18 protein-coding genes and 1 pseudogene are annotated in these 20628 nt (G+C 64.1%); 4 read left to right on the forward strand and 15 right to left on the reverse strand.

Annotation, left to right across the window (positions count from 1 at the left end):
* Window positions 1–229 precede the first annotated feature (229 nt).
* The 3 genes from gatA to GC162_04885 form a co-directional block, all read right to left on the reverse strand.
* Window positions 230–1696: an Asp-tRNA(Asn)/Glu-tRNA(Gln) amidotransferase subunit GatA gene (gatA, locus tag GC162_04875; protein MBI1367969.1), complete on the reverse strand. Its 1467-nt coding sequence runs from the start codon at window positions 1694–1696 to the stop codon at window positions 230–232.
* 124 nt (window positions 1697–1820) lie between these two features.
* Window positions 1821–2129, reverse strand: a complete 309-nt coding sequence (gene gatC / locus GC162_04880) for an Asp-tRNA(Asn)/Glu-tRNA(Gln) amidotransferase subunit GatC (GenBank protein ID MBI1367970.1) — start codon at window positions 2127–2129, stop codon at window positions 1821–1823.
* A gap of 22 nt (window positions 2130–2151) precedes the next feature.
* The gene (locus GC162_04885; GenBank protein ID MBI1367971.1) at window positions 2152–2742 is read right to left on the reverse strand and encodes an SAM-dependent methyltransferase; all 591 of its coding nucleotides are present in this window, start codon (window positions 2740–2742) and stop codon (window positions 2152–2154) included.
* Window positions 2743–2878: 136 nt separating this feature from the next.
* Here GC162_04885 and GC162_04890 point away from each other — a divergent pair, with 136 nt between their 5' ends.
* The gene (locus tag GC162_04890) at window positions 2879–3970 is read left to right on the forward strand and encodes a trypsin-like serine protease (GenBank protein ID MBI1367972.1); all 1092 of its coding nucleotides are present in this window, start codon (window positions 2879–2881) and stop codon (window positions 3968–3970) included.
* Between the two features lie 16 nt (window positions 3971–3986).
* Here the strand turns inward: GC162_04890 and GC162_04895 are convergent, their stop codons facing one another.
* Together GC162_04895 and GC162_04900 are read right to left on the reverse strand one after the other, a co-directional pair.
* Window positions 3987–6038, reverse strand: coding sequence for a SpoIIE family protein phosphatase (locus GC162_04895; protein ID MBI1367973.1), 2052 nt, complete (start codon window positions 6036–6038; stop codon window positions 3987–3989).
* Between the two features lie 157 nt (window positions 6039–6195).
* On the reverse strand, window positions 6196–6792 hold the full coding sequence (locus tag GC162_04900; GenBank protein ID MBI1367974.1) for a hypothetical protein: 597 nt from the start codon (window positions 6790–6792) through the stop codon (window positions 6196–6198).
* A 417-nt stretch (window positions 6793–7209) separates the two neighbouring features.
* Between GC162_04900 and ribF the strand changes: the two genes are divergently transcribed.
* Together ribF and GC162_04910 are read left to right on the forward strand one after the other, a co-directional pair.
* A complete protein-coding gene (ribF, locus tag GC162_04905; GenBank protein ID MBI1367975.1) occupies window positions 7210–8154 on the forward strand; it encodes a riboflavin biosynthesis protein RibF in 945 nt (314 codons plus the stop codon).
* Window positions 7988–9169 carry a hypothetical protein gene (locus GC162_04910; protein ID MBI1367976.1) on the forward strand — a complete coding sequence of 394 codons (1182 nt, stop codon included), beginning with the start codon at window positions 7988–7990 and terminating at the stop codon, window positions 9167–9169. The genes ribF and GC162_04910 overlap by 167 nt, the downstream gene beginning before the upstream one ends.
* A gap of 42 nt (window positions 9170–9211) precedes the next feature.
* On the opposite strand, the gene GC162_04915 is transcribed toward GC162_04910, so the two are convergent.
* Window positions 9212–9520 (reverse strand): hypothetical protein, encoded by a 309-nt coding sequence (locus GC162_04915; GenBank protein MBI1367977.1) that lies wholly within the window; start codon window positions 9518–9520, stop codon window positions 9212–9214.
* Between the two features lie 58 nt (window positions 9521–9578).
* Window positions 9579–11447: a hypothetical protein gene (locus GC162_04920; protein MBI1367978.1), complete on the reverse strand. Its 1869-nt coding sequence runs from the start codon at window positions 11445–11447 to the stop codon at window positions 9579–9581.
* 697 nt (window positions 11448–12144) lie between these two features.
* Here GC162_04920 and GC162_04925 point away from each other — a divergent pair.
* Window positions 12145–12240 (forward strand): annotated as a pseudogene (locus GC162_04925) (2-oxoglutarate dehydrogenase E2).
* Between the two features lie 798 nt (window positions 12241–13038).
* Here the strand turns inward: GC162_04925 and GC162_04930 are convergent.
* The 8 genes from GC162_04930 to GC162_04965 all read right to left on the reverse strand — a co-directional run bounded on the left by GC162_04930 (window position 13039) and on the right by GC162_04965 (window position 20554).
* Complete coding sequence (locus GC162_04930; GenBank protein ID MBI1367979.1) at window positions 13039–13644, reverse strand: hypothetical protein; 606 nt, start codon at window positions 13642–13644, stop codon at window positions 13039–13041.
* Between the two features lie 315 nt (window positions 13645–13959).
* Window positions 13960–14457 carry a YfcE family phosphodiesterase gene (locus GC162_04935; protein ID MBI1367980.1) on the reverse strand — a complete coding sequence of 166 codons (498 nt, stop codon included), beginning with the start codon at window positions 14455–14457 and terminating at the stop codon, window positions 13960–13962.
* Window positions 14458–14488: 31 nt separating this feature from the next.
* Window positions 14489–15328: a methyltransferase domain-containing protein gene (locus GC162_04940; GenBank protein MBI1367981.1), complete on the reverse strand. Its 840-nt coding sequence runs from the start codon at window positions 15326–15328 to the stop codon at window positions 14489–14491.
* Between the two features lie 121 nt (window positions 15329–15449).
* Window positions 15450–16571 (reverse strand): response regulator, encoded by a 1122-nt coding sequence (locus tag GC162_04945; protein MBI1367982.1) that lies wholly within the window; start codon window positions 16569–16571, stop codon window positions 15450–15452.
* Window positions 16568–18802, reverse strand: coding sequence for an ammonium transporter (gene amt, locus GC162_04950; protein ID MBI1367983.1), 2235 nt, complete (start codon window positions 18800–18802; stop codon window positions 16568–16570). The genes GC162_04945 and amt overlap by 4 nt, the downstream gene beginning before the upstream one ends.
* 102 nt (window positions 18803–18904) lie before the next feature.
* The gene (locus tag GC162_04955; GenBank protein ID MBI1367984.1) at window positions 18905–19675 is read right to left on the reverse strand and encodes a PrsW family intramembrane metalloprotease; all 771 of its coding nucleotides are present in this window, start codon (window positions 19673–19675) and stop codon (window positions 18905–18907) included.
* A gap of 5 nt (window positions 19676–19680) precedes the next feature.
* Window positions 19681–20319: a heavy metal-binding domain-containing protein gene (locus tag GC162_04960; GenBank protein ID MBI1367985.1), complete on the reverse strand. Its 639-nt coding sequence runs from the start codon at window positions 20317–20319 to the stop codon at window positions 19681–19683.
* Window positions 20195–20554 carry a heavy metal-binding domain-containing protein gene (locus tag GC162_04965; GenBank protein MBI1367986.1) on the reverse strand — a complete coding sequence of 120 codons (360 nt, stop codon included), beginning with the start codon at window positions 20552–20554 and terminating at the stop codon, window positions 20195–20197. The genes GC162_04960 and GC162_04965 overlap by 125 nt, the downstream gene beginning before the upstream one ends.
* Window positions 20555–20628 lie beyond the last annotated feature (74 nt).

Here is a 20628-nt window from a genome sequence, read left to right on the forward strand (position 1 = left end):
GATCGGGATCGTATTTATTAACATATTTTCGTTTGTCGCCTCAATGGCTCGTCGAGGTGACAAAAGAAAAACCCCGCTAATGCGCGAAGCACTAACGGGGCGGAGGGGAGAAAGATGATCATTTCATAATTACCTAATCACAATTGTCAGTCAAGCGATTTTGACGTTGGTTCCAAAAAAAACTTCGATGATTGCACGCAAATACGGGTTAAGCCGTAAGTGCTAGTCCTCATCCGCCCGCCATCACGGGCCGGCGCGCGCCGTGGCGCTCACAAGCTTCATACATCCGCGCGGTCCGTAAAAGCTTCGCTTCGCTCATGGCCGGCCCCAGCAACTGCATGCCGATCGGCAGCGCGACTCCGTCCGCTTCCGAAAATCCGCAAGGCAATGACACGCCGGGAATTCCCGCGAGATTGCAGTTGACCGTGTACACATCGTTGAGGTACATCGCCAAGGGGTCGTCCGTCTTTTCGCCGAAGCGAAACGCCGGGTGCGTCGTCGTCGGACAGATGATCGCATCCACCTGCTCAAACGCCTTGTCGAAATCTTCCTTGATAAGTCTACGTACTTTCAGCGCCCGCAGGTAGTATGCATCGTAATACCCGCTCGAAAGCGCATAGGTGCCGAGCATGATGCGGCGTTTGACTTCATCGCCAAAACCCTCGGCCCGGCTTGCCGCGTAAAGGTCGATCAGATCGTCGGGCTTGGCGGTGCGATGCCCGTAATGCACGCCGTCGTATCGCGCCAGGTTCGACGACGCCTCCGCCGTGGCCACCATGTAGTAGGCCGCGATGCCGTACTCGGTATGCGGCAGGTCGACTTCGATGATCCGCGCTCCGAGATTTCGGTAGGCCCCAATCGCCGCTTCGATCGCCCTGGCCACCGCCGGGTCGTTGGCATCGGACATGTACTGCCGCGCCACGCCGAGTTTCAGGCCCTCGATCGGCTTGTCGAGATCCGCCAGATAATCGGGGACAGGGGCGTCGGCGCTGGTGGAGTCCATCTTGTCGAAACCGGCGATGACGTTGAGCATCAGGGCGGCGTCTTTGACGTTGCGGGCGAACGGGCCGACCTGGTCGAGACTGCTGGCGTAGGCGACGAGGCCGAAGCGGCTGACCCGGCCGTAGGTGGGCTTCAATCCGACGACGCCGCACAGCGCCGCGGGCATGCGGATGGACCCGCCGGTGTCGGACCCGAGACTGGCGGCGCACAGGTCCGCGGCGACGGCGACGGCGCTGCCGCCTGAAGATCCGCCGGGCACGCGGTCGGTGTCCCACGGATTGCGTGTCACACCGAAGGCGCTGTTCTCGCACGACGAGCCCATGGCGAACTCGTCGAGATTCGTCTTGCCGAGGATGACCGCCCCCGCCGCTTCGAGTTTCGCCACCACGGTCGCGTCATACGGCGCGCGGAAGTTTTCGAGCATGCGCGAGGAGCAGGTCGTGCGCCCGAACGTCGAGCAGAGGTTGTCCTTGATGGCGATCGGCACGCCCGCCAGCACGCCGGGGCGCTTGCCCGCGTCGGCCGCCGCCGCCTGCTGCATCGCACGCTCCTCGAACACCTGCGTGTACGCCCCGAGCGTCTTGTCATGCGCCGCGATGCGATCCAGATACGCGCGCGTCGCCTGAGTGGAGGTCACTTCGCGCGACGCGATCGCGTCGCGCAGGTCGGTCAATGTCGTCTGTGTTACATCCATGAATCTTCACCGCGAAAAGCATTGCAAATTGACCAATGCAAATTGAAAATTGAAAATTGCCGACGGCACCCTCCGGCAATTTGCATTTTGCAATGGTCAATTTTCACTTTGCGATTCCCCTTCCTCACGCCCCGCCTCCGTCGCCGAGCACCTTGGGCACTTTGAAAAACGGCGGGTCCGCATCGGGCGCGTTCGCCAGCACCGCTTCATTGCTCAACGGCTGCGTCGGCACATCGTCGCGGAAGCGGTTGGTGATCGCCGACGGATGCGCCATCGGCTCGACGTTCTGGACGTCCAACTCCGCCAGCTTGTCGACGTAGCCGAGCACCGCCGAGAGCTGCTGCGCGAAGTAATGGACCTGATCGTCGGCGAGCTTGAGGCGGGCCAGACGGGCGACGTGGCGAACTTGTTCGTCAGTAAGTGTGTGTGACATGCGAATAACGACCGGTGATCCCTCAGCGGCTCCACGAAAGCACGAACGCCGGGGGCACATTGCGCACCACCGGCCCGGTCACGCGACAGGGTCCGAACAGCTTCTCCATCCGCCGCCGAAACCGCACCGCCGACGGCAGCGGCCAGGCGTGCACATACTGAAACGTGCGGAACACCACGCCCGGCTCCATCAATTCATCCAGCGCCGCCACCACCGCCTCCGCCACCGCCGCCGGCAGCGACGCGAACGGCAGCCCGCTGATGATCGCGCCGATGCGCTTCGGATCGTGCCCCGCATCGGCAAGATGCTTCAAAGCATGCTCCGCCGATCCCTCGACGAATCGCAGGTCGGTGAAGCGTTCGCGCAGCAACTGCACGAACACCGGATCGTACTCGATGCCCAGATACGCGCCGGGATGCGGAAGCACGGTGCGGATCTGCTGCGTGATCGGTCCGGTGCCGGGGCCCATCTCGACGATCGCCTGATCCGGCCCGAGGCTCAGCCCCGCCACCATCGCCCGCCCGAGCACCGCCGAGCTGGGCGCGATCGCGCCGACCTTCGTCGGGTTCCGCATCGCCGCGGCGATGAATCGAATGCTGTCACGCGTGGCCATCATCCATTCTATTAGCGGAAAACGCCGTCAGCGGCAAATCCCGCACAATCCCTCCAACCCGAACGCCCCATCGGTCATTTTCGCACGGAGCAACCGATTGTCTGGCTCCCGCGGGTTCGTGTGACATAGTGGGGGGATGCGGCCGAAGCGACGCGATCGCCCGGCCCGGTCGGTTCTCCCCCATTGGAGTGGAATGATGATTTCAATGACTCACCCCCGCCGCCGTGCGATCCTCGCCGCCGCCCTGCTCGGCTTCACCGCCTCCTCCTCCTTCGCCGGCACGATCCGCGCCGATCGCGATGATCAACTGTACCTGGACCTGGTCCACAGCGCCCCCGCCTACGCGGCCGTCGGACAATTCCTCGGCTCCGGCGCGGACGCGGGCGGCGCCTACAACTTCGCCGCCTCCGGCACGCTCATCGCCGGCAACTGGGTCCTCACCGCCGCACACGTCGTCGATGGCGCCACATCCCTCTCGTTCAACCTCGGCTCGACAAGCTTCACCGCCGATCAGTGGATCGCCAACCCCAACTGGAACGGCAATCTCAGCAGCGGTTACGACCTGGCACTCGTCCACTTCTCGACCGACCTCTCGCTCGCCACGGGCATCAACGCCGCTTCGCTCTACACCGGCAAAAACGAACTGGGCCAGGTCGCCACGATCGTCGGCTACGGCGCGACCGGCACCGGTGACAGCGGCTACCTGGACGTCAACAGTCTCGGCGACCTCGTCGCCCGGGCCGGCAACAATGTCGTCGATGCGACGCTCAACACGCCCGGCAGAACCGACCGCATCCTGCTCACCGATTTCGACAATCCGACGAGCGCCGCCGACAACAGCTTCGGTTCAGCGACGCCGCTCGATCTCGAATACATGATCGCGCCCGGCGACAGCGGCGGCGGCCTGTTCATCAACATCAACGGCGCCGACTTCCTCGCCGGCGTGACGAGCTTCTCGTGGGGCCGGCTCGACGGCACCCCCGACTCCGACTATGGCGACGTCGCCGGCTTCACCCGCGTCTCGCAGTTCACTTCATGGATCGACAGCATCCTCCACCCCAATACCGGCGGAGGCGCCAAGGGCGGGCACGGCCGCCCCAAGAAAGGCGCGGAACTGGCCGCGCTCCTACCCGAACCGCCCGATGTTCATATCGTGCCCGAGCCGGCGTCGCTGAGTCTGCTGGGCGTGATGGGGCTGATGCTCATGGGACGCCGCCGCCGGGCGTGACGAAAACGTCGGGATTTTAAGCGTTTCGCCGCAGGGCGACGATTGTGATGTCGTCGGCGACCTGGTCGCCCTGGAACTTGGCCAGCGCGTCGATGAGGTCGCGACAGATGTCTTGCGGCGAATCGGACCCGCAGCGTTCGATGACTTGATGCAGGCGGGTTTCGGTGAACATCTCTTTTGAAGGCGAGACGGCTTCGGTGACGCCGTCGGTGTAAAGCACGAGGGATTCGCCGACTTCGAGCCGTTCGGATTTCTGGATGATCGGGCCGAACACTTCGGCGCCGGCGACGCCGAGGATCGGCGCGGTGATGTCGCCCAGTTCGCCGATGCCGTTGGAAGTGCCGAAGTAGATCGGCTTGGGGTGACCGGCGTTGCAATACGTGAACTTGCCCGTCTCCGGGTCATACTGCATGAGGAACATGGTCACGAACATGCCCGCGCCGGTGTCTTCGACGAGCATGCGGTTGGCGGCGTCGACGATCTCGGCGGGGTTCAGGCCGGTCATGGCCAGGTTGCGCACGATGGTGCGCGTGACGGCCATGAGCATGGCGGCGGGGACGCCCTTGCCGGAGACGTCGGCGATGACGATGTTGAGCAGATTATTGGGCGCGAAGAAGTAGTCGAAGAAGTCGCCGGCCACGTGTCGGGCCGGCACGTTCGCGCCGCACAGATCGAACTCGCGCGATTCAGGGAACGGCGGCATGTTGCGCGGCAGAAGGTCCGTCTGAATCTGCCGCGCGATGCGCAGCTCCGAATCGACCTTTTCGCGCTCCGCCGACTCGGCGGTCAGCGCGTCGACGTGGGCGTGAAGCTGGCGCACCATGAGGTTGAACCCGTTGGCGAGTTGCCCGATCTCGTCGCGCCGCTTGACGCCCGACACCTGCACGTCCAGATTCCCCGCCGCAAGCTGATTGAACGCACCGGCGAGCTTCTCGATCGGACGCGACAGACGAATTGCCACCACCATCACCAGCAACATCAGCCAGCCCAGACCCAACAACAGAAACATCGCCCGGCCCTTGAGACGCTGCATGATCGGCCCCATCACGATGCTCTCGTTCATGCTCGTCGCCAACACCCACCCCGTCGACGGAATCAGCGCCATGCCCAGCCACTGCGCCTGCCCCGGCTGATAGCCCTCAAAAAGCTCCGCCAGCCGCGTCGTCCGAACCACCCCCGTCCCGCCCGCCAGCGCCTTGTGCCCCGCGTCCACCAGGTCGCCCAATCCCTTGTCCATCGCAAGCTGCATCATCGACGCCCCGCCCACCGCCAGCTTCTCGTCCGTCGAGAGCACGTGACCGACATGATCGAGCACCACGTAGTTGCCCGGCTCGAACTCCGACGCCCCGCCGTTGAGCGCGCCGGAAAACTGCGCCACCAGCGGCGTGACCACCGGCGTGTCGGAACCCGCCTCCGGCGATCCCGCCGGCTTCTCCGCACCGCCCTGACGCACCACGCGCTCGAGCATCTTCTCGAGGTCCGCCACGCGCACGCTCACCGTCACCACGCCCCGGAACACCTCGCCCAGATAAAACGGCGTCGAGTAGCTGATGACCTGCTGATTGTCCAGAAAGCCCGCGACATACGGCTCGGTCCACATCGCATGTTGATCCGCCTTGACCTTCGCGTACCAGGCGTAGTCGGCGGTGGTGTAGTCGAACGCTTTGCCGAGGTCCACCATCTTGAGCACGCCCGGCGAGCGGATCATCAAGGGGGCCATGAGCTGTTTCTGATCCCCGACCATCTCCGGGTCGAACGCGATCGAGCTGGCGTAGATGAGCGGGTTCTGCCGCAGGTGCGTGCGGAGGAGCGAATGAAGCTGGACCGGCTGGATGTTGGGCCGGGCGGTGAGGAACTCGGCGGTCGAATCGGCAAGCTGCATGACCGCTTCGAGGCGGGTGTTCATGCGCGTGGCGGCGTTGGTGGCGGCCTCGCCGACGAGCGAGCGCATCTGCCGCATGACCGACTGGCGCGCCCAGTAGTAGTCCCCGGCGAGCAGGATGGCGTACATCAGCAGCAGCGGCATGCTGATGTACAGAATCAGTTTGGAACGGATCGTCAATCGCATCAGTTCGGGATTCACTCAACCAGCGGGTAAGGCGATATTGTAGGCCCAACGCACCCGACCCACAGACTTATACACAGACCATGCACACCCAACCATAACCTGCTTCATTGACAACGGTTGCACCGATCGACCGCGTTGGATGCCGCCCGCGGTCGGCTCACTGGCCCAATCCGGGGCGTTGGAGTTGGACGATCCAGTCGGGCGTCTGTTCCACATATTCGCGCAAACGCCGCCCAGCGATGAAGTAACTGCGGGCGCAGAGGCCCTGAAACACCACGCTCAGCACGATGACCAGCGTGTAGACAAGCACGAGGATCGAGCGGACCGTCGGCTCGTAATCCTTCATGAGATTGTCGACGCTGGCATCCCCGCTGGAGGGCATCGGGGCGAAATACGCCTGATAGATCGACCAGAGGCAATAGATCGTGATCAGGCCGAGGAAGACAAGCTGGTTGGCGCCGAGTGTTCGCCCGGCCCGGACGTCGAGGTTCTGAAACATAGTGCGGCCGCGAAATTCCGTGAAGGCCACATAGCTTAGCGCGATGGTGATGAGCACGTTGGTCAGGTCCGGCCCGAAGGCGAGACCGACCGCACAGCAGGCGGCGATGATGGCGGTCGTGTAGCCGTTGAAATTCGCGAGCTTGACGGCCCCCTTGATCTTGCGAAGGCGTGCGGCGGCCTCGGCGATCTGCTCCTTGTGCTCCGCCGAGAGCGGGCCGCCGGCGGCGGGGGAGGATGGAGGTGCATCGCTCATTCGTTCTTTATCGACCACACGCCCCGCGAGCTTGCCGAATTCTCACGAACCTTCACGCATCGCTCACCATCGTGTCGCGCCCCGCACATATGGGGCCCTTACGATCCGCCTCGTGATGACCCTCTGCCGATCGAACGTCAAGCGAAGCCGCTGAGTCTGCTGAGAAGGGCGAAAACACCTCCGTGACGAAGGGATGAAAGAGAAAGCCCCGCCCCCATCCGGCGGGGTTTTCGATTTCTTGGGCCCCCGCCCTTGAGGGCGGGGCTGGGGGCGGGTGAATCGCATCAGTTGGCGCGGGTTTGGATTCGATGTGGACACGGCGCTGGGCTGATTTGATTCACCCCCTCCCAACCCTCCCCCTCAAGAGGGAGAGCTAAATTACTTGTGACCCCCTGCGCATCCGTCTATGCTCTGACCATGACGCAGCGGCGGTCGGTCATCACGGTGGGGAATTTCGACGGCGTGCATCGGGGACATGCGGCACTCATCAGCCGGGCGCGCCAGCTTGCCGATGCGGCGGGGGCGCAGGTCGTGGTCGTGTCGTTCACGCGACATCCGCTCACCGAGCTTCGCCCCGAGGCGTCGCCGCCGACATTGATGGATCGGCCCCAGCGCGAGGCGGCGCTGCGCGAAGCGGGCGCGGATGTCATCGACTGGCTCGAGCCGGATATGCGGACGGTGCTGAGTCTGACGCCGCGCGCGTTTGTCGAGAAGATGGTCAGCAAGTTCGCGCCGCAGGCATGGGTCGAAGGCGGCAACTTCCGCTTCGGCCGCAAGCGCGAGGGTGATGTGCGCTTGCTCAAGGAGTTGGGCGCGGAGATGGGGTTTGATGTGCACATCGTCGACCGCGTCGCCGCCACGCTGCGCGACAAGACCATCGTGCCCATCAGCAGTTCGCTCGTGCGCTTCCTCGTGGCCTGCGGGCGTGTGGCGGATGCACAAATCTGTCTGGGTCGGCCTTTTGTCATGCGCGGCCGCGTCATCGAAGGGGAAAAACGCGGACGCACCATCGGATTCCCCACCGCCAACATCGACACCGCCGACCGCGTCCTGCCCGCCGACGGCGTCTACGGCGGCACCATCGATCTCGACGGCCGAACCTTCCCCGTCGCCATCAGCGTCGGCGTCAAACCCACCTTCGGCAAACGCGACCGCGCCTTCGAGGTCTACATCATGGGCGACGTGGGCGATCTGTATGACCGGGTGCTGGAGATTCGCGTGCTGCGCTTCCTGCGCGATCAGGCGGTGTTCACAAGCGTCGAGCCGCTGGTGGAGCAGATGCAGCGGGATGTGCGAAGCGTTCAGGCGATGTATGATGCGAACCTCTTGTGTGCGTCGGAGCTGGCCGTTGGAAAAATATGAATCGAACACGACGCTCGCCGACGTTGCCGCGACGCTGCTGGCTGCGCCGCGCGTGGTATTGACCACGCACGCCAAGCCCGACGGCGACGCGCTGGGGTCGGTCATGGCGCTGGCGCGGGCGATCGAGCTCAAAGGGCACAAGGCCGAGCGATGGATCATGCCGCCGATCGTCGGCAATCTGGACATGCTCGCGGCGGGCGCGCCGATTCATCTGCACAACACCGACAAGGACCCGTTGCCGAGCGGCGAACCGGACGTGATCGTCGTCGTCGACACGGGGGCATGGAGCCAGCTTGATCCGATGCGGGCGTGGCTCGAACCGCGGCGACAGCGCGTGATCGTGATCGATCATCACCTGCGCGGCGACGACGTGGGCGCCAAGCGCCACATCGACTCGACCGTCGCCGCTGCGGCGCAGATCGTCTCCGAGTTGATCGACGCCATGAAATGCCCCTATGACGATGCGATTCGCGCGGCCCTGTACGTCGGCATCGCCTCGGACACCGGCTGGTTTCGCTTCTCGAACACGGACGAGCGCGTGCACCTGCTGGCCGCCCGGCTCCTGCGCGAGGGCGTGGATCATGCGACGCTGTACATGAAACTCGAGCAGGCCGAGCGACCGGAGAAACTTCAGCTCACGATCCGCGCACTGGACAGTCTGCAACTCGTCGCCGGCGGGGCGGCGGCCGTGATGACCCTGCGCGCCTCCGACTTCGCCGACACGGGCGCCCGCATCGAAGAGACGGAGCGCCTCGTCGACCTGCCGCAGATCGTGGCGGATGTGCAGGTCGTCGCGCTCATCACGGAAACAGGCAACGGCACGGTGCGGCTTTCGTTCCGCTCCAAGCCCGGCGAGGATGCGATCGACGTCAACGCCTTGGCGCATCAATTCGACGGCGGCGGTCACGCCCGAGCCGCCGGCGGGCGCGTCAACGCCCCGCTCGCCGAAGTCCGACGCCGCGTCATCGACGCCATCGAATCCGCATTAAGTGCCAAAACCCCCCGCCCCGTCTGACGCCCCCCCTGATCCCCGATCCCCAACCCCTGATCCCCGATCTTATTTCACCACGCGCACGTTCCGCCGTCCGTCATCGTCCTGCATCGGCATGTGCGCCCCGCCGCTCCCGCTGGTCCATCCGCTGATGACGCGGTTGAAGTACGCGAGGACGGAGAGGATGGCGAAGATGATGACGAACATGAACACCGCGGCGGCGACGAGCACGACGATGGGCACGATGAGCACGAGCACCGCCGCCAGAGCGGCATACTTCCATGTCCACGACGGCTGCTGCTGCGCGCGTGACGCCCACACCCGATAGGACGGATTGGCCCGGAACGATTCGAAGTTGAAATCGGCGTATCGCATGAATGATTATAGGCGGGGGGACTTCAGTCCCCCCGCCTCGGCCAGAATCACCAGGCACTTACTTATCGCTGAACATGTCCTTGGGCCATTCCATCTTGATCTGGTCATGCTCCAGGAGCGTGCCGGTGGCCTGATGGAGGCGGACGATGGCGTTGTTGTAGTCGACGACGGACTGAAGCTCGCGCGTTTCGGCGTCGGCGAGGCGCTGCTGCGTGTTGAGCTTGAGGTCCAGAAGAAACTCTGGCGTCAGCGCTTCGCCGCGCTCCTCCCGCTCGAGCAGCGCCCGGAGGTTCTCCGCGGCGGCGCGCCGCGCGGCCCGGTTGACGCCGATGAGTTTCCACGCCGTCTGAAGTTCCCGCAGGGCGGTCTTCACTTCCAGCACGATGCCCTGCGCGGTGTTCTGGTACGCGATCACCGTCTGCTGGCGGGCGATGCGCGTGCGGCGGAAGTCGGCCTCGGCGGCGCGGTTGCCGATCGGCGTCTCGAACTGACCGCCGATGACGTAGTCGATGAAGTTCGCATCGGTGAGCCGATCGAAACTGCCGTGCACCTCTTCCGAAAGCCCGCGGTACTGCACGCTGGCGTTGAGGTTCAATTGCGGCAGTCGCTGATTGTCCGCCACGGCCTGACGAATCGACGCGTCATCGATGTTGAGCAGCGCCTGCCGGACTTCCGGCCGGCTCTTCAGGGCCGTCGTCACCGCGTCGAGCAGGTTGTAGCCGACGCTCACTTCGATCGGATCATCGCTGGGCACGATGAGCGTTTCGTCGGACAGCGGCATGTCCGGGTCGTTGATGAGGCGTTTGAGCGTGTCGGACGCGTCGCGCATCGTCTGCCCCGACTTGATCAGATCATTGCGGCGATTCTCCACGAACGCCTGCGCCTGCGCCTTCTGCACCGGGTTCACGTCGAACTGCGCGCGGGCGAAGATCGTGTCGCGCGTGTCGAGCGTCATCTTCAAAAGGCGCTGCTGAATGGCGTACTGCCGTCGCGCGAAGATCAGGTTCCAGTAAGCCGCCTCGACCTGCCCGAGCGTGGTGAGCATCTGCGACTGCATCGCCAGCACATCGTTGCGATGCGCGTTGCGCGTGATCATGATCTGCGAGCGGTTGACGTACGTGCCGAAGTTGCGGAGCAGGGGCTGCGACACGCCGACGAGAATGTTGGACACGAACGAGGGATTGGGCGACTGGGCGAAGTTGGGGCTGTGGTCCTCGGTGTAGTCGAGGCCGCTGGAGACCTGAAGCCGGCCGCCGGTTTCCAGGGGCTTGCGGATGCCGGTTTCGAGGGTCGCGGTGTTCTGACTGGTGGCGGAGGCGCCGACGGGCGTCAGCCCGCCCAGCCCGTTGCTCACGAGCGGCTGCGGACGCGGGCGGTCGACCTTCGTGTAGTTCACATCCGTGTAGAACACGGCGTCGAAAATTGCCTCGGCGGCGGCGACCTGCGCTTCGCTGACGGCCGGCTGAAGCTGGGCGATCTTCAGATCGAGGTTATTGGACACGGCCCGGCGAATGGCCTGTTGCAGCGACAGATTCGTGACGCGCATCGGCGCGGCGTCGAGGCCGGGACCCAGATCGATCGTCTCCTTCGTATACACCGCCGGGCCGGAGATCGTGTCAAGCTGCTTGATCCGATCCGGCTCCTTCTCAAGGTACAGATCGCCCGGCTCGGCCTTGGGTTCGACGGCCTGAGCGTCCTTGACGCCTTCAAGCTGACGCTTCTGAGCGGCGATGATCTGATCGCGCAGTCCCAGCGTGTTATCCACCGACAGCGGATCGGCGCACCCGCCCGCTCCAAGCACCAAGGCCCACAACAGACCCGTCACCACACGTTTCATGAGCATATCCTGTCTGGATGGGCAAAAGTGCCCCAACGGTCCGGCGGACTTTACCTCGCCGCGGGTATACAGTAGCGTAGAGAATCGCATCTTAGCAACGCACCGAAGGATTTCACCATGACCACCACGTTTAAAACATCCATCCAGTGTGCGGCAATTCTCGCCGTTTTCGCGGCGGGGTCACTGGCGCAGAACTTCCCCTTCGCCGGCGTCGTCAACTCCGACAAGGTCAACATCCGCGCCGGGGCCGGCGAGAACTACTACCCTGTCATCCAGCTCGACCGCGGCGCGATCGTGATGGTGCATGAGAACCTTTACGGGTGGTACAAGGTCACCGCGCCGGCCGATTCGTTCTGCTACGTCTCCAAGGAATTCGTCAAGATCGACGCCGGCGGCCAGACGGGCTCGATCATCGGTCAGTCGGTGCGCGTGCGGGCGCCGTCGCCGGCAGGCCCCGATGACAGCTACAAAATTCTGCTGCGCCTCAACGACGGCGACAAGGTGCGCGTACTCGGCGAGGCGGGGGCGTTCTACAAGATCGCCCCGCCGCCCGAAGCGCGGCTGTATGTCAAAAAGGAAATGATCGACGTCGCCACGCCCGAACAGATCGCGGCGGCGAAGAACGCCCAGCCCGCCACGCCCGAAGCGCCGGCCGCGCCGGTGGTGAAACCCGAAGCGCCCGCGACGCCCGTCGTCGAGAAGCCCGCCGTGCCGGAAACGCCCGCGGTTCCGGAAGCGCCGGCGGCTCCGGAGAAGCCGATGAAGGCAACGCAAGTCGCGGTGGTCACGCCCGAAGCGCCGGCGGCGCCCGAGACGCCCGCGGCTCCGGAGAAGCCGGCCGTCGAAACGCCCGCCGCGCCCGAAGCGCCGGCGAAACCCGAGACGCCGATTCCCGCCGTGCCGGAGCAGCCGGGCGTCGTGAGCGGTCCGCACCCCAAGCTCACGGACCTGGAAGCGCGCTATTCGGAGATGGAGAAGCTGCCGCTGGAGAAGCAGTCGCTGGCGGCACTTCAGATGGACTACGAACATCTGTCGACGTCCGAAGACCTGAGCCCCGAAGACAAGCGGCTCATCAAGGCACGCGTCGAACTGCTCAAGAATCGTCAGAAACTTCAGGCCACGCTCGCCGAAATCGACGCGGTCAAGAAGCAGATGGCCGCCGCCGATCAGCAGCGGGCCGACGCCGACGCCAAGAAGCCCAAGCAGTACATCGCCGTCGGCCGCCTCGCCGCCTCAACCCTCTACACCGGCGACAAGCTTCCCCTGCTCTACCGCCTCGTCGATCAGCTCTCGGGCCTGACCGTCGCGTACGTTCAGCCGGTCAAACCCGACATGGACTTGACGCCGATCCTCAATCAGTACGTCGGCGTCGTCGGCGACAAGGAATACGACCCCGCCCTGAAGCTCAACATCATCAAGGCCAAGGACGTCGACGCCCTCGCCCCGACCGGCTCGCCGTGAGCATGCATCGCGCGACTCGAATACGAAACGCAAAACCCAGCCGCCATCGGCTGGGTTTTTTCATGACACCTCATTGCAGATTGGGATCTTTGAATAATTGAACCACCAAGACACCAAGTCACCAAGGAATGCGTTGTTGAGTTCAAAACTCTGATTTCACCTTCGTGTTCTTGGTGCCTTGGTGGTTATTCAGAGGTTTCAATTTGCGATTGCCCATCGATTACATATGCACCGGCTTGGGCCGCGGACGACGCAGCGAAGCGATGGCGATCAGGATGACCATCACGCCCATCGCGCCCGGCTCGGGCACCGGCATCGAGAACACCGTCAGCGCCGCCGGCGAATTGGGCTGATGCCCGTCCTGCGACGGAGCGAAGAAGCCGTGAATCTCGCGCTCCAGCGGCTGCTGCTCGTGATGCTCGACAAACGGATGCGTGTCGTGCTGGAAATCGAAGTACAAAAGGTACGGATGATCGATCATCACCCAACGATCGACGATGGCCCACAGCGGCCGATCCACGCCGTCCGGCCGACCGAAACGCACAATCTGACCCAGCAACTCGTGATTCGGATTGCCCCGGCCCGGCTCGGCCAGGTCGCTGGGGTTCATGGCATTAATGTCCGTCACGTCCGGCCCGGTGTTGACGCTCAGCGAATGATTGGCGAACACATCCCACAACGTCGGGATCACCCCCGCCCGGTCACTGAACGGCGAACGACCACCCGACTGCGCCAAGTCGCAATCCAATGGCAGCGCCCGCGCGCTCGACCCGCCCATCGCGATCACCAGTCCCGCCATCAGCAGCGTTCGATGAAATATGATCATGACCTACCCTCTTTCCGCACGAGTTCGGCTCGACCCACCACGGCAAGCCCGTGCTCGATGCTCACGCTACTGGGGCAAATTTCCCAATGAAACGTGTTCACCATCGCTTCCTTCAGTATTGGATATAACTTTAACGAGTCAATAAGGGAGACCGAGAATATTTGCAAAGGCCAAAACAGCATGGCTTTGCGGATATTATGGGACACCCGGACCGGTTTTTGCGTCCCAAAAGCCGATTTGCGAGTTATCGGGTGATATTTCCCAATGGGCGGCGTCGTGGACAGCCCGCGAATATAGACGCCGCGGGTCATCGGATCACAACTCGGTTACATCCACGATCTGGGCCTCGACGCGCTCCGTGTCGAGCAGCGCGACGGTGCAGCGCCCACTGAGCCAGCCGCAGCATTCGCCGGGGTTGAGGTACAGCACGCCGTCGCGTTTTTCGTTGACGACTTCGTGCGTGTGGCCGGAGATGACGATGTCCGCGCCGTCGGTTTCGCCGGGATTGAACCATTCGATCCAATGGTGCATCGCGATGACGCATCCCCCCAGCGTCCCGCGCCACGGGCCGTCGATCACCTGCGGCAGGACCTTCCTGAGCCCCGCGCGTTCGCCATCGTTGTTGCCATAGATGCAATAGAGCGGGACCTCGGTCGGCGCGACCGCCGGATCGACCAGCAGTTTCGCCGCGAAGGGCGCCACGAAATCCCCCGCATGCAGCACCGCTTCGACCCGCCGCGCCTTGAACATCAATAGCGCGCTGCGCATCGTCGGCAGACGGTCGTGCGTATCACTGATGACGCCGATCAACATGATGCGATTGTGCCGCGCGGCCGCATGACGGTCAATCGTCGAACGCCGCCGCGAAATCGTCCGGCACGTCCGCCAGTTTCCGCGCCACCATCGCCACGTAATGCAGCGGGTCCCCCGCCACCGAGCGCCGATGCGCGTATCGACGATACGCCTGCGGCTCCAGCACGTGTTCAAACGTCAATTGTCGAATCAGCCGGCTGAACCCGCTCGTGTCTCGCTCGTCGATGAAATCCTCCTTGAGGTTGAACGCCACCCAGCCGGGCGTTTCGATCAGGTCGAGCCCCTTGAGAAAAGCGCGCGGCGGAATATCGCCGAAACCCAGCGCCGCCACGACCGTCAGACAGTTGAGCCGCTCGCGCCGCAGACGCTCCTCCTGCGCTTCGGGCAGGTCGGTCAGGTCGGCGACGAGATACTGGCTGTACACCTCGGGCCGATCGCGCAGCGCCGCCTCGCGCGCCTCCGGGATGATGTCCACGCCGACGATCCGCTCCGCCCCGCGCGCCATCAGTTCGTCGCCCACCATGCCGTTGCCCGCCCCGACGTCGAGAATGCGCAGGTCGCCCAGCTCGTCGGAGAAATCGCCGAACACGTCCTCGAGCAGATGCGCCACGCGGCTCGGCGAGCAGCATTCGAGCGTCTCGTAGAACAGCCGCTCGTACAGACCGGGCACTTTGAAAATTTCGTGGTAATCGTGAAAGCGCATCCGGCGGGACGCGTCGTCGCACACGACGGTGCACCATTCCGCATCCTGCGCGAGCGATGCGTCCTGGACCTTCGGCAGCACGATGCGATCAACGGGACTGTCCATGGTTTGAACGCGTTCTTTCCAGCGCGGCGTCTGACTGACGGGCATGAGCAAATGACCTTTCATTGAAGTTGCGGCGAATGGATGAACCAGCTTGAAGCGCCACCCTACGCGATTCAACGCCGCGCATGTGAAAAACCCGCTGAAATTCAGCGTGTTTTTTGAGATTTGTCCGACTTTTTTGGTCTCAGGAGACCATCGCGGCCGAGCCCGCGGCGTCGCTGTTGTACGAGCGGCGGGTTTCAAGAAGCTGGTCGTAACAGGCGATGAACGCCTCGACGACGGTGGGATCGAAATGCTTGCCCGACTCGTTGATGATCATCGTCCTGGCGACTTCCGTCGAATAGGCCGACTTGTAGACGCGCACGCTCGTCAGCGCGTCGAACACGTCGGCGACGGCGACGATGCGCGCCGAGAGCGGGATCGCCCCGCCGCTCAGCCCATCGGGGTAGCCGGTGCCGTCGAAGCGCTCGTGATGGGAGCGGGCGATGTCGATGGCCATCTGGAGGAATCCGCCGCATGTGCCGTGCTGCGCGACGTCCTGAAGCGCCTCGGCGCCGATGGCGGCGTGACGCTTCATGATGTCGAACTCCGAGTCGGTGAGTCGGCCGGGCTTGAGCAGGATCGCATCGGGGATGCCGACCTTGCCGATGTCGTGGAGCGGGCTCGAGAGATAGATCGTGTGAATGAACGCATCGGTGATCTGCCCGGCGAACGGGCCGTGCTGGGCCAGATGCTCCGAGAGAATGCGGCAGTAGGCGCGGATGCGCTCCAGGTGATCGCCGGTTTCCGGATCGCGCGAGTCGGCGAGCTTGGCGAGGCCGAACACGACCAGGTCGCGGGTTTCGATCAGCTCGTTGGTCCGGCGGCGGACGAGCTGCTCGAGCTTCCCGTTGTCCAGTTCCGTGCGGGCGCGGGCGTCATTAAGCTCCATCAGCGCTTCGCAGAGCCGCAGATGCACGCGCACTTTGGCCTTGAGCTCCTCCTCCTCGAAGGGCTTGGTCAGATAGTCGTCCGCCCCGGCCTCGTAGCCGCGCACGCGCTCCTCCATCGACGCTTTGGCCGAGAGGAGAATCACCTGCGTGAACCGGGCCTTGTCCTGCTGCTTGATCGCCCGGCAGACGTCGTAGCCGTTCATCTTGGGCATCATGATGTCCAGCAGTACGAGCGGGGGCTTGTGCTGACGGTACATCGCCAGCGCTTCCTCGCCGTCGCGCGCCAGGATCAGCGGGTACACATCGCGGAGGATCTCCTCCAGGATGGCGAGATTCGTTTCGTCATCGTCGACGAGCAGAATGGGGCGATTCATCGGGAATCTCCGGAACAAGCGTCATGATCGGGCAGTTCGGCGGGCGCGTCGCCGGCGATCTGAGCCCACCAGCTCCCGTCCCCGGCCTTGTCGAAAGGCGTCGGCCCGACGGGCTGCGAGCTGGTGACGGTCAGGGCGTTGAGCGGCATGCGGATGATGAAGATGGCCCCGCCGTCGGGATGATTCTCCGCCCAGATGCGCCCGCCGTGCGCGGCGATGAGTTCGGTGCAGATGGCCAGCCCCAGCCCCGTGCCGCCGGAGCCGCTCTTGGTCCGCGACGACTGCTCGAACTTGTTGAAGATCGACTTGAGCTCGCCCTCGGGCACGCCCACGCCGCGATCGCGCACGCGAATCTCCGCTTCGTCGCCCAAGCGCTGGGCGGTGAGCGTGATGGTCGAGCCGGCGGGGGAGAAACGGATGGCGTTGTTGATGATGTTGCGGATGATCTGCATGATCTTCGTCTGGTCGTACACGCCTTCGATCGATTCGCCGGGACGGACGAACTCGATCTTCACATCGCGCTCGGAAATAAGCGACTCGACCTCATCGACGACCGCGGCGATCGTCAGCACCAGATCGTGCCGGTAGAAGTCGAAGGTCATCTTGCCCGCTTCGAGCTTCGAGAGGTCGAGCAAATCATTGACGAGCATCAGCAGTCGATCGCCGGAGGTCTGAATCCGCTGGAAATACTCGATGATTTTGGCCTTGTCGGCCGCCTCGGCGCGCTTCAGGCCGAAGCCGGCGAAGCTGAGGATGCCGTGCAGGGGCGTGCGGATTTCGTGACTCATGTTGGCGAGGAATTCGCTCTTGGCGGCGTTGGCGGTGTCGGCGGCTTTCTTGGCCTCGCGCAGACGCACCTGCACGCGCTTCAGATGCTCGACGTTCGTCACCGACTTTTCGAGCGACCCGATCAGCTCGTTGTAGCGCTCGGCGATCTGGCCCACTTCGGTGAACGGCTCGACGGGCGCGCGCAAGCTCAGGTCATGCGTCCTGGACTGCTTCTCGATCACGGAGACGAAGTCGTGCAGTTCGGTCGTGGCGCGGTGCTCGGCGGCGTTGAGGCCCATGTGCTCCTGTTCCGCCGTGACGCGCATGCCGATCAGGCGATGCGTCACCCACAGCGCCGGCAGCATCACGCCCATCGTCAACGCCCCCGCCACGACCACGCCCAGCGCCTGAATCTCGATCTGCTCAATCCAACCCAGCCCCGTGCCCAGCAGCTTCGGGTCGCCCATGAGTCCGACCGCCAGCGTGCCCCAGATGCCCGCGGCCAAATGCGCCGGCACCGCATCGACGGCGTCGTCGAGTTTCATGTGGACCATCAGGCGCGAAGCCAGATGCACGACGCCGGCGCCGACGGCGCCGATGACGACGGCGTGACCGGGATGGACGCAATGACAATTCGCGGTGATGGCGACGAGTCCGCCGACGGACCCGTTGATGATCGACCCCGGCGAGGGGAAGCCGTACTTGGCCCAACTGATCAGCAGCGAAGCGACGAGCCCGGCGGAGGCGGCGAGCATCGTGTTGGCGATGATCATGGGGACCTGGTCATTGATGGCGAGGGTGGACCCGCCGTTGAACCCGATCCATCCGAACCACAGGAGCATGACGCCGAGCATGGCGAGCGGGACGTTGGACCCGGGCACTTCGCGCGCCGGTGCGTTTTTGGGGAATCTTCCGAGGCGGGGACCGAGGATGATGATCCCGGCGAGCGCGGCCCAACCGCCGACGCTGTGCACGACGGTCGAGCCGGCGAAGTCGACGAATCCGCGGGACTTGAGCCAGCCGTTCACGATGCCGTCGCCGCCCCATGCCCAGTGACCGAAGACGGGGTAGATCAGCGCGCTGATGACGACGACCATGACGAGGTATCCGACGAAGCGGACGCGCTCGGCGACGGCGCCGGACATGATCGTGACGGCGGTGCCGCAGAACATGGCCTGAAACAGGAAGAGGGTCATGGCGTAGGCGTTGTTTTCGTCGACGCCGATGACGTAGTCGCTGTGTCCGATCCAGCCGGCCTGCGACTTGCCGAACATCCATGCGAAGCCGAACGCCCAGAAGATCAGCAGGGAGATGCCGAAGTCCGTGACGTTTTTGATGGCGACGTTGATGGAGTTCTTGGAGCGGGTCAGTCCCGCTTCAAGGCACAGGAACCCGCCCTGCATGATGAAGACGAGAGCGGAGGCCACAATCAGCCACAACGTATCGGACACATTCGCAAGCATGGCGCCGTCCTTCGATGCCTCGTCCAGGCAGAATTATCGACCAGCGCCGATGCGGGCTTAATCAGGCGTGACGACCCGAAACAGCCCATTTTTCAGGCATTTTCAGAAGTGATACCCCGAGAACTCCGCCAGCATGGCGACGAGGTTATACAGACCGTGAATCGTCATCGCGGCGATGATGTGCCCGCCCGCCGCCCCGATCGAGGCGCGCTTGCCGGTGCGCCAGACGTTCGCCCAGACTTTCATGAGTCCCAGCGACGAAATCAGGGCGCAACCCGAATGCAGCGCCATGCAGACCGTCCACCGCCAGGCGATGAGTCCCGGCGGCGGATCGGGAATGTACACGTGCAGGTACAGCAGATTCTCGATCGACGCGAAGACCAGTCCGCTGGCGATCGCGGTCATGGCGATCTGCACGCGCGAGACGAAGATCCATGGCTTGCGCTCCACCGCCCACAGCGGCAGCGCGATCTTCATCATCTCCTCGACAAGCGGCGCCGCCACCACCGCCGAAAGCAGGCCCCACGTCCCGGCCTGCCCGCCGGTCATGAACGTACCCGCCACGGCGAACGGGCCGGCGGCGGCGCTCATGATCAGCGACAGCGCCCATGAACCGGCGATGCCCAGCTTGGCGCGCCGGCGACGGATGAAGTCGGCGTAGGTCTGCTCGGGGCGGGCGGTCACGCCGGCAAGTTCGGGGCTGAAGGTCGGATCGTCAAAGACCGAGCCGTCGACCTGCTCCTCCTCCCGGCCGGCCTGTTCATCGCGGGCGATGCGGCGGGCGGCGGCGGGCTCGCTCGGGTCCGATTCAAAATCGTCGCCGCGCATGAACGGCTCGTTGAACACCGACTGGTCATCGTCTGATTTGGACATGAAGGTCACACCGGCTTGATGACGTAGGCGGTGCCGGAGACGATGATGCCGGCCATGGGCGCGCCCTTGCCGCGCGCCGCGGAGCCGCCGAGGCCGACGAAGTCGATGCGGTAGTTGCAGATGGCGTTGTAGCCGAGGCGTTTTGCTTCGGCCATCATGCGCAGCTTCGCCTCTTCGCGCGCCCGGAACAGCAGTCGCTCGAAGCTGCGCATCTCGCCGCCGAAAATGTTGCGCATCGCCGAGAGCCACGTCTTGAGATAGTCGGAGCCGACGACGACTTCGCCCGTCACGAGGAGGCCGCCGCCGGCCGCATCGGCGCCGGGCAACGTCTTGACATCGGTGACGAGGAAGTCGGTCATTTCGGCATTGCGCTGAGCGATCGAAGCGAGGTGTTTCCTTTCCGTGGCCCGGCCGAAGATCAGGCCCAGCAGGAGGAAGAAGACGAACGTGCCGACGCCGAAGACGAGATTGAACAGGTCGGCGTCGAACTTCGCGAGGATGGGCGGTGCATGGGTCATGTCACATCTCCCGATACTCTGCGGCTTCGGCGGTCGCAGTCGATTCCTTCTCGACGATCGCCGCCGTGCCGTAGGCGTAGAGTTCGGCGGCGCCGGCGGTGACGGCGCTGGTGGAGAAGCGCACATTGAGCACGGCGTTGGCGCCGAGCTGCTTCGCCTGCGCGAGCATGCGTTCGACCGCCTGTCGGCGCGATTCGGTGAGCAGTTCGGTGTAGCCCTTGAGCTCGCCGCCGACGAGGTTCTTGAGACTTGCGGCGATGTCGCGACCGGCGTGTTTGGCCCGCACCGTGTTGCCCTGCACGAGCCCCTTGACCGACACGAGGCGATAGCCGGGAATCGATTCGGTGTTCACGACAAGCATGAGCGCCCCCTTTGGTGAAGTGTGATGGATGAATTATGGTCGCGCGACGGGATCGGACGCAAGTCAGGAAAACA

It is taken from the genome of Planctomycetota bacterium, from assembly GCA_016125255.1.
GTDB lineage: Bacteria > Planctomycetota > Phycisphaerae > Phycisphaerales > Zrk34 > RI-421.

Bases quoted from the DNA above. Each gene is read 5' to 3' on its own strand.
- gatA (MBI1367969.1), bottom strand. From the start codon at position 1,696: ATGGATGTAACACAGACGACATTGACCGACCTGCGCGACGCGATCGCG.
- gatC (MBI1367970.1), bottom strand. From the start codon at position 2,129: ATGTCACACACACTTACTGACGAACAAGTTCGCCACGTCGCCCGTCTG.
- GC162_04885 (MBI1367971.1), bottom strand. From the start codon at position 2,742: ATGGCCACGCGTGACAGCATTCGATTCATCGCCGCGGCGATGCGGAAC.
- GC162_04890 (MBI1367972.1), top strand. From the start codon at position 2,879: ATGCGGCCGAAGCGACGCGATCGCCCGGCCCGGTCGGTTCTCCCCCAT.
- GC162_04895 (MBI1367973.1), bottom strand. From the start codon at position 6,038: ATGCGATTGACGATCCGTTCCAAACTGATTCTGTACATCAGCATGCCG.
- GC162_04900 (MBI1367974.1), bottom strand. From the start codon at position 6,792: ATGAGCGATGCACCTCCATCCTCCCCCGCCGCCGGCGGCCCGCTCTCG.
- ribF (MBI1367975.1), top strand. From the start codon at position 7,210: ATGACGCAGCGGCGGTCGGTCATCACGGTGGGGAATTTCGACGGCGTG.
- GC162_04910 (MBI1367976.1), top strand. From the start codon at position 7,988: ATGACCGGGTGCTGGAGATTCGCGTGCTGCGCTTCCTGCGCGATCAGG.
- GC162_04915 (MBI1367977.1), bottom strand. From the start codon at position 9,520: ATGCGATACGCCGATTTCAACTTCGAATCGTTCCGGGCCAATCCGTCC.
- GC162_04920 (MBI1367978.1), bottom strand. From the start codon at position 11,447: ATGCGATTCTCTACGCTACTGTATACCCGCGGCGAGGTAAAGTCCGCC.
- GC162_04930 (MBI1367979.1), bottom strand. From the start codon at position 13,644: ATGATCATATTTCATCGAACGCTGCTGATGGCGGGACTGGTGATCGCG.
- GC162_04935 (MBI1367980.1), bottom strand. From the start codon at position 14,457: ATGTTGATCGGCGTCATCAGTGATACGCACGACCGTCTGCCGACGATG.
- GC162_04940 (MBI1367981.1), bottom strand. From the start codon at position 15,328: ATGAAAGGTCATTTGCTCATGCCCGTCAGTCAGACGCCGCGCTGGAAA.
- GC162_04945 (MBI1367982.1), bottom strand. From the start codon at position 16,571: ATGAATCGCCCCATTCTGCTCGTCGACGATGACGAAACGAATCTCGCC.
- amt (MBI1367983.1), bottom strand. From the start codon at position 18,802: ATGCTTGCGAATGTGTCCGATACGTTGTGGCTGATTGTGGCCTCCGCT.
- GC162_04955 (MBI1367984.1), bottom strand. From the start codon at position 19,675: ATGTCCAAATCAGACGATGACCAGTCGGTGTTCAACGAGCCGTTCATG.
- GC162_04960 (MBI1367985.1), bottom strand. From the start codon at position 20,319: ATGTGCGCTTCTCCACCAGCGCCGTCACCGCCGGCGCCGCCGAACTCT.
- GC162_04965 (MBI1367986.1), bottom strand. From the start codon at position 20,554: ATGCTTGTCGTGAACACCGAATCGATTCCCGGCTATCGCCTCGTGTCG.